General features: G+C 47.8%; 9 protein-coding genes. 6 read left to right on the top strand and 3 right to left on the bottom strand.

Translation table 11 applies throughout. The annotated features are described in order from the left end of the window. Positions 1-150: 150 nt before the first annotated feature. Positions 151-1,698 (top strand): pectinesterase family protein, encoded by a 1,548-nt coding sequence (locus tag LX69_RS08355; RefSeq protein WP_111445401.1) that lies wholly within the window; start codon positions 151-153, stop codon positions 1,696-1,698. Positions 1,699-1,862: 164 nt separating this feature from the next. On the opposite strand, the gene LX69_RS08350 is transcribed toward LX69_RS08355, so the two are convergent. Continuing rightward, positions 1,863-3,047 carry a lipid II:glycine glycyltransferase FemX gene (locus LX69_RS08350; protein ID WP_111445399.1) on the bottom strand — a complete coding sequence of 395 codons (1,185 nt, stop codon included), beginning with the start codon at positions 3,045-3,047 and terminating at the stop codon, positions 1,863-1,865. A 150-nt stretch (positions 3,048-3,197) separates the two neighbouring features. Next, positions 3,198-4,370, bottom strand: a complete 1,173-nt coding sequence (locus LX69_RS08345) for a hypothetical protein (RefSeq protein WP_111445397.1) — start codon at positions 4,368-4,370, stop codon at positions 3,198-3,200. A 275-nt stretch (positions 4,371-4,645) separates the two neighbouring features. On the opposite strand from LX69_RS08345, the gene LX69_RS08340 reads away from it, so the two are divergent. The 5 genes from LX69_RS08340 to LX69_RS08320 all read left to right on the top strand — a co-directional run bounded on the left by LX69_RS08340 (position 4,646) and on the right by LX69_RS08320 (position 12,741). Further along, positions 4,646-7,669 carry a PD40 domain-containing protein gene (locus LX69_RS08340; RefSeq protein ID WP_170124302.1) on the top strand — a complete coding sequence of 1,008 codons (3,024 nt, stop codon included), beginning with the start codon at positions 4,646-4,648 and terminating at the stop codon, positions 7,667-7,669. A 209-nt stretch (positions 7,670-7,878) separates the two neighbouring features. Then, positions 7,879-9,333 carry a glycosyltransferase family 2 protein gene (locus LX69_RS08335; RefSeq protein ID WP_111445394.1) on the top strand — a complete coding sequence of 485 codons (1,455 nt, stop codon included), beginning with the start codon at positions 7,879-7,881 and terminating at the stop codon, positions 9,331-9,333. A gap of 137 nt (positions 9,334-9,470) precedes the next feature. After that, positions 9,471-11,054 carry an RNA-binding domain-containing protein gene (locus LX69_RS08330; RefSeq protein WP_111445392.1) on the top strand — a complete coding sequence of 528 codons (1,584 nt, stop codon included), beginning with the start codon at positions 9,471-9,473 and terminating at the stop codon, positions 11,052-11,054. A gap of 253 nt (positions 11,055-11,307) precedes the next feature. Further along, complete coding sequence (locus LX69_RS08325) at positions 11,308-12,267, top strand: DUF4922 domain-containing protein (protein ID WP_111445390.1); 960 nt, start codon at positions 11,308-11,310, stop codon at positions 12,265-12,267. A gap of 57 nt (positions 12,268-12,324) precedes the next feature. Continuing rightward, positions 12,325-12,741, top strand: coding sequence for a hypothetical protein (locus LX69_RS08320; RefSeq protein WP_111445389.1), 417 nt, complete (start codon positions 12,325-12,327; stop codon positions 12,739-12,741). On the opposite strand, the gene LX69_RS08315 is transcribed toward LX69_RS08320, so the two are convergent. Beyond that, positions 12,742-13,446 carry a hypothetical protein gene (locus tag LX69_RS08315; RefSeq protein WP_146260689.1) on the bottom strand — a complete coding sequence of 235 codons (705 nt, stop codon included), beginning with the start codon at positions 13,444-13,446 and terminating at the stop codon, positions 12,742-12,744. Positions 13,447-13,480: the final 34 nt, after the last annotated feature.

Below are 13,480 nucleotides of genomic sequence, written 5' to 3'. Positions count from 1 at the left end.
CCATTTTTATTTTAACGATGATTTTTTGCAAATTTACATTCTACACTTACAGACACAAGACCTGATTATCAAGACACTAGACATAATCAATGCAAATCAGAAGGTCGTGTGACAAGATACCGAAACCCGGATTCAACAAAAACCTCAACCATGAAGGGACTTATCCTACAAAACAGCTTATTGGGCACAATCTGCCTCCTCGCCGTCGTTGGCTGCACGTCAGTTCTACACGCCCGGCAACCCAAGCTCTACCCCACACCCGGCTCAAAGAACATTAACCCCGATGCGCCACTGACAATCACCTTCGATGTAACACCTACGGTGGGAAACTCAGGCCAAATAAGGGTGTACGAGGCCGGCTCCGACCGCCTGGTGGACGTGCTCGACCTAAGCATTCCGGCTGGGCCGACCAAGAATGTAGATCACAAAGGCACGCCTCCGCCATACCTGAGCACCCCTTATCCCTACACGTCGGACAACTTTACCAACGCCAACACCAAAGCCGGCACACCCTCGGGCGGGGCATTGCCAAACCCTGACTGTTACCAACTCAACATTATTGGGCGGTTTACCGATGCCTTCCACTTCTACCCCGTGATGGTGCGCGACAATCAAGCCATCATTACTCTACACAACAACTTACTGGAATATAACCGCACCTATTACATACAAATCGATCAGGGCGTTCTGACTCTTCCCGGCAAACCGTTTAAAGGCATCCGGGGCAACAAACAGTGGCGCTTTAGCACACGACCTGAACCACCCATAATAACCAATCAACGCATCACCGTGAGCGCCGATGGCACCGGAGACTTCAACACCGTGCAGGGCGCGCTGGATTTCATCCCCGACCACACACCACACCGCACCACCATCTTCATCAAAAACGGAACATACCATGAGATTGTGTATTTCCGAAACAAACACAACATCAGCCTTGTGGGTGAAGACAGGGAGAAAACAGTGGTGTGCTATGCCAACAACGAAGTATTCAACCCACACCCCATCAACATCTCCACCAACGAATGGCCCGGCACCTTCCCTTCGCGCCGGGCGGTGTTCATGGCCGACAATGCAAGGGGCATCCAGCTGAGTAATTTCACCATCCGCAACCTGAGCAAGGGTCAAGCCGAAGCACTACTCATGGCCGGAAGCGAAAACCTGGCCTACCGAATGAGCATTTACGGTTCGGGAGATGCGTTACAAACCAACGGCTCGGCCTACCTGAAAGAATGCCTGATAGAAGGCGATGGTGACACCTACTTGGGACGAGGCCCTGTATTCTTCGACCACTGCACCATCCGATCGCATGGGGTGTTTGCATGGGTGCGTAACACTCAGGCCAATCACGGTGCTGTTTTTTTCCGCTGCACATTACAGGCAACAGGAAACGAAGAAACCGAGATTGCCCGTGCCCCAACCAACAAGGGGCAGGACTATCCTTACTGCGAAGCGGTGTTACTGCAATGCAAGCTCTCGGGCATCAGCAATGTGGGATGGGGGCCGGTGGGCGGCGACACGCCCCATGTGCATTATTGGGAATGGGAAAGCACACACCTGAGCGACGGACTTCCGGTGAATGTGAGCCAACGACACCCTGTTTCTCGCCAACTAACCCTCCCTAATGATGCTGATATCATTGACAATTACAGCAAACCATCGTTTGTATTGGACGGATGGCACCCTAAGCTACCGTAACAATTGATGCTGATAAAAAAGTGTTTAACACCTCAATGACAAACGCTCTAAAAACAATCAAAACACTAAACAACAGCACCACAACATCAAATATTCATGTAATTACGATCAATCAACAGAGCCACGTTGCCCACCAAAGCGATATCGCTGATAACATAACCCAATTACACAACCAGCAATTCTAAACCAGACCAACTCACCAACGGGATCAACAGCCCGCCGCGACGATAAGGATGAAACATCAACGCCAGCTTTTTCACCACGCACAAATTCAACAAGGTGTGCCCAAGGACATGAAAAAGCCAATAATCCCGTTTACGAGGAAAATAATAGTAGATATCGGGATAGTGCACCACCTCACCTCCAAACTGCATCTTGTAAAACGTTGATCCGAAATGGGTGCGATTGCGAATGAGGTCAGGCACCTCCTCATCGGCCTCCAGCGCTTTGGCACTTACGGGGTCAAGATGCAGAAAATCGTAACAGCAACAGCCATGTGCCTTGGCCCATTCGATGGTTTTCCAGTCGAGCGTTTCAGAGATGCAATAATTCGAGTATTCCCCCGTCCATCCCCACAACCAATTTTTGTAAGTTCCGCCATTGACCAACCCGATGGAAGCACCAACAGGTCGACCATCGACATGTGCCAGATGCAGCACCATGGCATCTTTGTGAACCAGGCGATCCCATAGCCGATACAAAATGTCCGATGAGCGAAGAATGGGCTTGGTATTTCGTCGTTTGCAGGTCGCGAGTAACAGGGTGTAAAAAGTCTCCAAGTCATCGCGCCCGCCAATGGAATAAGTCACGGGGCATGCGAGTCCCTTCAAGATGCACTTACGACGCTTTTTTTTCACCTGCTGCATCAACACCTCCAGAGACTGACGTAAATCGAGAATCAGCGTGCTCTTGACCGTTGGATTGGGCGGCAGGTGGACAGATTTTCGCCGAAAGCCGCGCTTTTCGAGCAACGACACAAGCCCCTCAACCTTGTAATCGGGCACCACAGCCAGATAACGCAACCCCTCTTTGGCAGCCACCTTCATGGCCTCGGCCACAAACCAGTCGTAATAATCAAAGGAATGTTCTTTGAAACAAGGCCCCTGCAGAATGAATCCAAAACGCCCCACCACCGGCATGCGACGCGTCACCACTTGCCCACCCGCCACAATGTCGCCCCCCTCCATCAGGTAAAACCGGGAGACCTGCCGGGCAGGATCGCCATCGACGGCCGTCCATACCGACGTTTGCTGAATATCGCCCCGACTATGGTGCACAAAGGCATCCCAATGAACATTGATGGGTTGTTTGCAATGCACAATGGCATTGTGTATATCATGTGAGGTCATGGGTGTGCGGTAATGATGAAGGCACAAGGTAAATCATGAAACAAAAAATATCCATCCCCCTTACACCCTATCTGCATCCATACAAAAAGGGCGCCCCACAAGGAGACGCCCTTTCACATTGCTAATTACTAACACCTTAAAACCAAATCATTATTTTACCAAAACTTTTTGAGCCACGCCGTTCACCACCACCACGTGAGTGCCTTTGCCTACAGCCACTGAGTATTCAGAACCAATGTTGGTATCGGCTGCCACTTTGACACCGGTCATCGTGTAGATTTCAACGGAAGCACCTTCGGAGTTGAGGATGGAGATGGAGCTATCGCAAGTAAATATTTCCGCTTGCATTTGTGATTTAATCTCAATAACCTCACTACTCCCGGAACTATAATAAACAGTAATATCATCAAAATAAAATGTCCCATTTTTCTCCGGTTGAAATGCTAACTGTTTATATTCCCAATATGATAATTCGCTCAAATCATACTCTAATACAGTCCATTCACTGGCATTTGCAACAGACAAAAATTTTTCTATAGTAGCAGTCTCTAATGCCACAACAGGATTATCCATCTGTAATTTCACTTTAGATGCAACAGATGCATACACTTTAACGCTAAGTTTTGATGGCTTAGCCGAAATAAAAATAGAACCATACCATTTTTTCAATGAACCCCACTCGTCGGTGGTAACCAACTTCACACTCTTTGCTGAACCATTTACGGCTCCTATTGCAGGATTCGCTTCAATGGTAGGAGTTGTAGGCTGCCAGCTACCCCAAGAATCAATCAAACCCTCTTCAAAATTCATCAACATTTTTTTCGACAAGTCTGGCGTACCAGAAACAATTCTAATATTGTCAAAGTAAATAGTAGATACAACGCTGTTTTGAAAAACAAGCCCCCCATAATCTCGAAGTGTTAATGCATTGATATCAAAACATAAATGATACCAAGCACCAGCTGGAATTGATTTTGACGCAACATAATCAGCCCCTTTAGAAGCTGAGCCATTTAAAATCATCTGAATAGTTACATCTTCTTCACAATAAACATCAACATTAACTGAAATAAAATCGCCATTAACGACACCCGATTTTGACAAGGAAATACCATTCCATTCAGCTGCTGGAACATACTTCATAACATATGAAGATGAATTTTCGGTATTCGAATAAGGATTAGCAACGATGGTATTTGCTCCACCCCAATTCCCCCAAGAACTAAGACTTTGATCCTCAAAATCGCCCAAACTCAAATCAGCAGCAAACGCCCCCGCTGTCCCCAGCAGAAGCCCCATTGATAACGCGTAGAATTTTTTCATGACAAAAAGATTTAAAAAAGTAAATAAGTAAGTGTATTAAGAACACATCAATATTAATGAATGTTAATACATATTACTGATTGTATTTTTTCAAAACACAATACTTTTTAATCATTTTTCACAGAACAGAACTGAACGACCTCATTCTTAATCCTAAACAACGTGAAAAAACTAGATCCAGGGGAGCGACCTAACATTTCGTGTTGTAATTGACGACTTTGTTTATTTTTGTATTAACACCCCATGCGCCACTCATGTCCCCAAACCGACAAAAATTGATAGTCCTGACGGTTGCCCTGTGGGGCATAATGATGCTATCGGCAAACGCGCAATACTTCGGCACCAACAAGCCCATCTACAAGCAACTCAATTACGAGCTGTATCAAACGCCCCATTTCGAGATATACCATTACCTCACCGACAGCATCTTGCTGAACCAAATGGCGGCCGATTGCGAGAAATGGTATTTCTACCACAGCGGGGTGTTTGCCGAAACGTTCAAGCGGCGCAACCCGGTGATTGTGTACACCAACCACGCCGACTTTCAGCAAACCACGGCCATCATGAGCCAGATAGATGTGGGCGTGGGCGGCGTCACCGAAGGCCTCAAACGGCGCGTGGTGTTCCCGTTGGCCTTCACGCAGCAGGAGACCGACCACGTGCTTGGCCACGAACTGGTGCATGCTTTTCAGTACCATATCATCACCGAGTCGGAGAACCTGAGCCTGGGAGCCATTCAAAACATCCCCCTGTGGATGATTGAGGGCATGGCCGAGTACCTATCCATCGGGAGCGTGAGCAGCCACACAGCCCTGTGGATGCGCGACGCGCTCATTAGCCGCAACTTCCCCTCACTCGAAAAACTCACCTTCAACCCCACTTACTCACCCTACCGGTTTGGCCATGCCTTTTGGGCATATATCGCTGCCACCTATGGCGAGCAGTACATCAATCGCCTGTTTCGCGAAACGGCCAACAAGGGCTTCCCGGCCTCCATTGGCGAAGTACTGGGCATCAGCAGCGACAGTCTGTCGAAAAACTGGGAGAGCGCCCTGCGCAAGCAACTACTCACGCGTCAGGCCGACACCACCTTCTCGATCGTGGGCGAACGACTGCTGGCCAAGGGCGAGAGCGGGCGTTACAACCTGGCACCGTCACTGAGCCCCGACGGCCAACACATCATCTTTATGTCCGAACGGGATCTCTTCAGCCTCGACCTTTTTTTGGCTAATGTAAAAACCGGCAAGGTGATGCGCCGCATTTTCACCGCCACTCGCTACGACCACATCGACGCCCTTAACATGCTGCAAACTTCGGGCACCTGGAGTCCCGACGGACGGACATTCACCTTTGTGGGATTCGTGAAGGGCAAAACTGTGCTGCTGTGCTACAACATCGACAAGGATAAAATTGACCATCAAATAGAAATACCGGACATCGACGCCATCGGCTACCCGGCCTGGAGTCCCGATGGTACCACCATTGCCTTTGCCGGACTTCATCAAGGGGTGAGCGACCTCTATTTGTGGCACGTCAACAATCGGCAACTGACCAACCTCACCCTCGGGCGCGGGTCGTGCATCATGCCTGCCTGGAGTGCCGATGGGAACCGCCTGTTTTTTACCACCGAAATGCCGGCTCCGGGGCAAATCAATGTGGGATTCCCTTACACAAACATCGCCACCATTGACCTGAAATATGGTCAAATCACAGTTTACAAAACCTTCGACGGAGCTCGTAACGTCAACCCGCTGCCTATGAACGGGGGACACGATGTGGTGTTCCTTTCCGATGGCGACGGGCGACGAAACCTGTTCAGCATCAACACACAAAGCCGGGCACTGCGCCAGCTCACCGACTATCCCACAGGCATCTGCGGAGCCACCGAGTTTTCACCCGCCCTCACCACAGCCGGCGACACGCTGGTGTACTGCATGTTGTGGGACGGACGATTCACCCTCTTTAAAACCACCTACAACCGCTTGGCACAGATGTCAGTGGCATCGACACCCGCCACCACCAACTACAAAGATTTGCGGTTAATGCCTTACACACAACACCTGTCGCAGGTTGAGAACAACCTCTACTTTAGGAACCGCCCCCACCACCTGGTTCCCGACAGCTTTTCGATAGCGCCCATCCGTCGCCACTTCAAACTCGATTACCTGGGCAACGTGTCGGCAGGGGTGATGGCCGGCCGCTTTGGCACAGGCATGGCCGGAAGCGTGGAGGCGCTCTTCAGCGACATTCTGGGGCAGCACATGCTCTACTCGGGAGTGAGCATCAATGGCGAAATTTACGATTTTGGTGGCCAGGTGGCCTACGTCAACCAACAAAGTCGTCTAAAAAAAGGGGTGAGTCTTTCGCACATCCCCTACCCCACGGCATCACTCACCTACGAGACCGAAACGGCCGATGACGGCACGCAAACCAAAAGTCTCAGCTACCTGTTCCGTAGAACTTTTGAGGACAAGCTGTCACTCTTTGCCTTCTATCCCTTCAGCCGCACGCGTCGGGTGGAATCGGGCATTGCCTGGGCTTGGTACAGCTATCGCGACGAGAAAATTAAAAACGTTACCTCGTACAACGACATTTATTACTCTAAAACCGAGCCGGTGGAGTCGCCCCCCGGTTTTCGCGTGGCCATCCTCGACGCCGCCATCGTGATTGACAACGCCAAAATGGGGCTGGCATCACCCAACGAAGGTCGGCGCCTGCGCATTCAAACCGAGCGTTACCTCTTTGGGTTGGATATGCAAACCTTTTCGGTGGACTATCGCCAATATTGGTTCCTCAACCCGTCGTGCATAGCCCTGCGAACCTACCACTACGGGCGCTACGGCTCCGACAGTCAGGACAAACGACTGATGAACCTCTACATGGGCTACCCCTGGTACCTTCGGGGCTACGAAAGCGGAAGTTACTACAACAACGACGACATAGATCAACAGTCGGTGGGTATCAGCCAGTTGCTGGGGTCACGAATTCTGGTGACCAACGCCGAATGGCGAGTGCCTTTCACCGGCCCTCCTGAGGTGTCGGTAGTGCGGTCGTACAGCCTTTACAGCGAGTTGGCTTTTTTTGTGGATGCCGGACTGGCGTGGAACAGAACGGCGCATCCGATATGGAGCCTAACCACCAACGACCCGCAAAAACGTGTCCCAGTGTTCAGCACAGGACTGGGATACCGCATCAACCTATATGGCTTGCTCGTCGTGGAACCCTACTTTGCGTTCCCATTTTATCAGAAGGAATTTAGGGAAGGACGGTTTGGAGTAAATCTATTTTCGGGATGGTAAAAAAGTGGGATTCAAACCAAGCGCTGAAACGCAAAGAGGTTCATAACAAACTTCGCACAGCTATTGAAGCAGGCGGTCAACGGACTTCATAAAAATGCATTGCCCATCCCCTGACCATATTCAACCGTGAATGTATCCTTCGGGCATGGCGTTTAGTCCGAAAATGTCATATTTTTACAACAATATATCAAACCTTGATTTCAACAGACATGACAACCCCCATCACCGTTTTTTTTCCGGCATCGGGCACCGATAACGATGCGATGATGACCTCACAGCTAAATCAAACGGGCATCGTAAAAGAAACCATACAACTGATCTCTCCAACCCATAGCACCACCGCGAAACACATCATCTGCAACCATTTATGGAGTAGCAAAACCATCATAAGGATGGCTGAAATGGTTCAGACACCCTATGCGCTCATCGTCACCACCCCCCAGCCAATCTCCCTCGGCTATCAGGCACTGGCGCGGATGCTTCAGGTGGCAATCGACATAGATGCAGCCATGGTTTATGGCGATTACCGCATCGAAAAAGAGAATGGCATCCAGCCCTGCCCGGTCATCGACTATCAAAAGGGGAGCCTGCGCGATGACTTCAACTTTGGCCCCCTGTGGCTGATCAACACAAAAATGTTGAAGTCTGCAGCCCAAGAACTGACCGCAACGCATCATTACTCAGGCTTGTACGAGCTTCGTCTGGGCTTATCTCGACAAAGTGCCATGGTGCGCGTACCCGAATTCCTTTGCACCACACTCGAAACCGATCGTCGCACCAGCGGGGAGAAACAGTTCGATTACGTAAACCCACGCAACCGCGAGGTCCAAATAGAAATGGAAGCCGCTTGCAACAAGCATCTCCAAGCCATCGGGGGCTGGCTCAAGCCTGATTTCACTACGCCGGTACTCGACACACCGTCTTTCGACGTGGAAGCCTCTGTGGTCATTCCTGTGCGCAACCGCGAAAAGACCATTGCCGATGCCATTAAATCTGTGCTCATCCAAAAAACCGACTTCACCTTCAACCTCATCGTGGTCGATAACCACTCGACCGACAACACTGGCCTATTGATAAGCGAACTGGCAAAAAACGACAACCGCATCGTGCATCTCACGCCCGAACGACACGATCTGGGCATCGGCGGATGTTGGAACCTGGCCGTGAATGATGCCCGTTGCGGCCGATTCGCCATCCAGCTCGACAGTGACGACCTCTATATCGACGAAAATGTGGTGCAACACATCGTCAATGCCTTTTACGAGCAACAGTGCGCCATGGTGGTGGGATCGTACCAGATGGTGAACTTCAACCTGGAACCCATCCCGCCCGGTCTCATCGACCACCGCGAGTGGACACCCGACAACGGCCGCAACAACGCCCTGCGTATCAACGGACTGGGAGCACCACGTGCCTTTTTCACGCCCATCCTGCGAGAGATGATGATTCCCAACGTGAGTTACGGCGAGGACTATGCCGTGGGGCTTCGCATCAGCCGTCAGTTTCAAATCGGGCGTATCTACGAGCCTCTTTATTTGTGCCGTCGCTGGGACGATAACTCCGACGCAGCCCTGGATATCGACAAAATAAACACCTACAACACCTACAAAGACCGAATCAGAACCATTGAATTGGAAGCTAGAATAAGGATAAATGGGAAGTGATAAATTTGAATAACAGACTATCTCCAACACCCTTTATGCGGACGAATAAAATACAGAAAAGTCATTATATCACTTGACAAAAGCTGCTGATTAAACCCACCTTTGTACAGACATCAATATACTGAAATCAGCACCCCATGAAACTGACAGAACAGATTGATAAAGGAGAAAGCAAAACGCTGGAATTGAAGGAAAAGCTGCCGAAGAACGAACACATAGCCAAAACGGTGACAGCTTTCGCAAATACCAGTGGGGGAAAAATGATTATAGGTGTAAACGATAACCGGCAAATTATTGGAATTAACGACAACGAATTATTCAACTTACAAGACAAAATAGCTTCAATAATTTCCGACAATTGCACCCCTGGCATCAATCCTGAAATTTATAGCGTAAATATTAAAGGGAAGCTAGTACTGGTGATTGAAGTTGTACGTGGCAACCTAAAACCCTACTTTATTAAGAGCCAGGGTAAAGCCGATGGAACCTACGTGCGCATCGGTGCCACCAACAGATTAGCAGATTTAGAAACAATTGCCGAGCTTGAACGTCAAAAAAGACACATCAGCTTCGATGAAGAAATCTGTTATGAAACGACCCTTGATCAACTCGACATTACCTCATTGACCCAACGTTTTGAAAGCATCCACAAGCCATTAAACAGGGAGAAACTGGAGAACTTAAAACTCATTAAGACAGAGAACGGCAAAACATATCCAACTCATGCTTTGATGATTTTATTAGGGAAATTTGTTCACTGCACTGTAAAATGCGCCAGATTTAAAGGCTACACGATGTCCGTTTTTACCGACAAAAAAGAGTACAACGGCGATATATTCACAATATTAGAAAACATTCAAAGTTTTGTTCTAAACCACATCAATCTAAAGGGTGAAATCAACGGACTTTATCGTACCGACACTTATGAAATCCCGGTACCGGCCTTACGTGAAGCCTTAATCAATGCCTTAGTCCACCGAGACTACATCAACCAAGGCCGTGATATAAAAGTGGGCATATACGACGATATTGTCAACATTGTATCGCCAGGTGGATTGCCTTTCGGAATAACAATGGATGATGCATTGAATGGCAGAAGCGAGGTACGAAACAGAACCGTTGCTCATGTATTTAAAGAACTTGGACTAATTGAACAATGGGGCAGCGGTATTAACAGGATTATCAACACCTGCTTAGCTCAAGGGTTACAAAAACCAAAAATAACAGAGCAAAATGATTTTTTTGACGTAGAGTTTTTTCGTCCTCAATCATATACAAGCGAAACTCAACCTAACAACATAATCAACGATGATCAATGTCTATGGGAAAAAAAGCCTAACAAAAATAGCAAAAAACCATACAATCAAATAATTAACAAAGAAATTAAAAAAAAACAGACAGAGTCACAGTGGGTGCCACAGCAGGAGCCGCAGCAGGAGTTGCAGCAGGAGTTGCAGTGGGTGCTACAGCAGGAGTTACACCAAGAATCCCTCTATAGTAAAGTATTAAGTTTTTTATCAACGGGAACATTGTCAACTCAAGATATATCTACCGTCTTAGGTCAAAAAACCATTTCCGGACAGTTGTACCATATCATTAACAAACTGCGTGAAGATGGATTAATTGAGTGGACTATCCCGGATAAGCCTAAAAGCTCAAAGCAAAGATATCAACTAACAAACAAAGGATTAGTGTTTTATACATTATTAAAAAAAAGATAAACAACTTAATTAAAACCATTCACCCCATACATCTAAACATATTTTAATCACACTGCAATTAATCGTCGTTTCATTATGCCTATTTAAATAAAAGCTCTATTTCCTTTCGTCATCTCATCATCGGTTAAATTTAAATCGTCTTTTTCTCTTTATCTAAATGATTCACGATGACAAAAATTTGAATTTCCTCACTGAATCCAAGCAACTATTGTGACAACTCAATAAGCTACTCTGCACACCTAAAATCAACAGAATGCCTCATCCACCCCTACCTGAATTCCTACATCAGCAACTATCAAGCTGGCCCCTAGCCCACTACAACTACCAAGCCTTACAACAAATTCGTCGCCGCACCCTCACGCCAGCGGGTGTCACCGTTCATCTGCAATACAACCCGCACCGGATTGCATCTACAGCCGCCAAAGTTGATGCGTCAAGCATCCAAGCACGTCGCTGCTTTTTGTGTCCCGACAATCTGCCACTCGAGCAAAAGCGCCTGTCGTTGCCCGATGGCTTCCAGTTGTTGGTGAACCCTTATCCCATTTTCGATCAACACCTTACCATTCCCACCCTAACGCACGAACCGCAACGCATTGCACACTCATTTGCGTCGATACTGGGGTTGGCTAAGATGTTTCCCGAAATGGTCATCTTTTACAACGGGCCACGCTGTGGGGCATCGGCACCGGATCACCTTCACTTTCAGGCGGGCAATAAGGGATTTCTACCTTTGGAAGCAGACTACCGAATCGGCCAATGGACCCTTCTCTCCGAAAACATACATGAGGTTACCATACGGCCATGGCAGGGCTACTTACGAGGCATCATAAGCATGGAAAGCCACTGCCCCAAAAAGCTGGCGCATCTCTTTCACTGCTTCTGTAACACACTAAAAGCACGTCAACCCGACTTGGAAGAACCAATGATGAACCTGCTTTGCCATTACGACACCGACCGTTGGGTGGTGCATATACTGCCACGTACGGCTCACCGCCCCCGCCAATACGAGGCAACTGGCAGTGAACAAATGGTCATCAGCCCTGCTTCGGTCGACTTGGCCGGCGTGGTCATCTTACCCCGCGAGGAAGACTTCATGAAGATGACCGAGGAACTGCTCATCGATATTTTTAAACAAGTGAGCCCGGATGACCAAACCATCATTGACATCGTTCAAACAACAATTGAACGATGCCGAACAACGTCAGGATTTTGATTTAAAAAAGGTTTACTTTAAATTAGTGAACCCAAACACCCGATAAACACAATCCGTATGAAAAACTTCGGTGATTACGTGTACATTATAGTGATGATCATAGCCATTGTGGCCAGCATCATCAAACAAAACAAAAAGAAAGCACAAGCCGGCATCCCACCGACGCCTCGCCCTGACGACGATGAAGCGCCCACATATGCGGACTGGTTCAACGACACCGAGGAAGAAGACGAAGAACCTAAGCCCCAAGCGACACCCCAACCGGCGCCCACCCCATCCAATACACCAAGATCATTTGTGCGTGCCGATTACTTCACTTACGACTCACCCGATCAAGCACGACCTGAACGTGCCACCCCATCCAAAGCACTCGAAGTGGAAGAAGCCCAGGAAGGACGCCTGGCCGTGGACAAGAACATTGACATACGACAGGCGGTGATATATGCAGAGATATTGAGAAGGCCGGAGTTTTGATTAATCCATTAAAACAATTTTCCGATTTCTATTAAAACAATTTATAACGGATTCATTAAAACGGGTCATGTCTCTCAAGTTTTTTGCTTCAGCCAATATTTCAGCACGATGCATTCCTCCGGAATGAAATTTATGAAGTAGGGTAAACCCGATGACATATCCTGAAAAAAAATATCCATAATAAATATGGTAAACACCAAAAGACAAAGCCCCGGCATTGAGCAGAAAATTAATTCCCCCTTCGCCGAATCGTCCCGAATAAACATGACCTGAACCAGGAATGATCATAGACAAATTCTTGGCTGTTTCTGGATTTCGTCTTTTAGGTAGATACCTTTTCCGGTATATCATATCAACCTGAGAACAGTCAAGATGGCAATCAACAAAAGCACTTTCCATCAATTCTTTGGCTTCTTCAAAACGATAAAGACTATTCAAATTCACAATCTTCAACAAGCGTATATCATAAAATTGTTCTGATTTTATTGATTCATTCCGGATACCAGCCAAAGCAGCCAACGAACTCTCGAAATTTTTATCTAAAAAATGGCACAATGCCAATTCGGAAAATTTTACGACCCATAAACTATCCTGATGATTATTGGCCGGACGAAACTGAGTCAACAACTCAATAGCCTTCTCGTAATTCCCCATTGATTTTTGAGCATACGCTTTTTTCAATAAGGCAATGCGATTCAGTTCCATCGAATCGGAATTAAACATCACTCGATCGCATTCA

Source organism: Breznakibacter xylanolyticus (genome assembly GCF_003254275.1).
GTDB classification, from domain to species: Bacteria; Bacteroidota; Bacteroidia; order Bacteroidales; family Marinilabiliaceae; genus Breznakibacter; species Breznakibacter xylanolyticus.
Note: the sequence above shows the minus strand (reverse complement) of the source record. Positions and strands in the feature narration are given on the sequence as shown.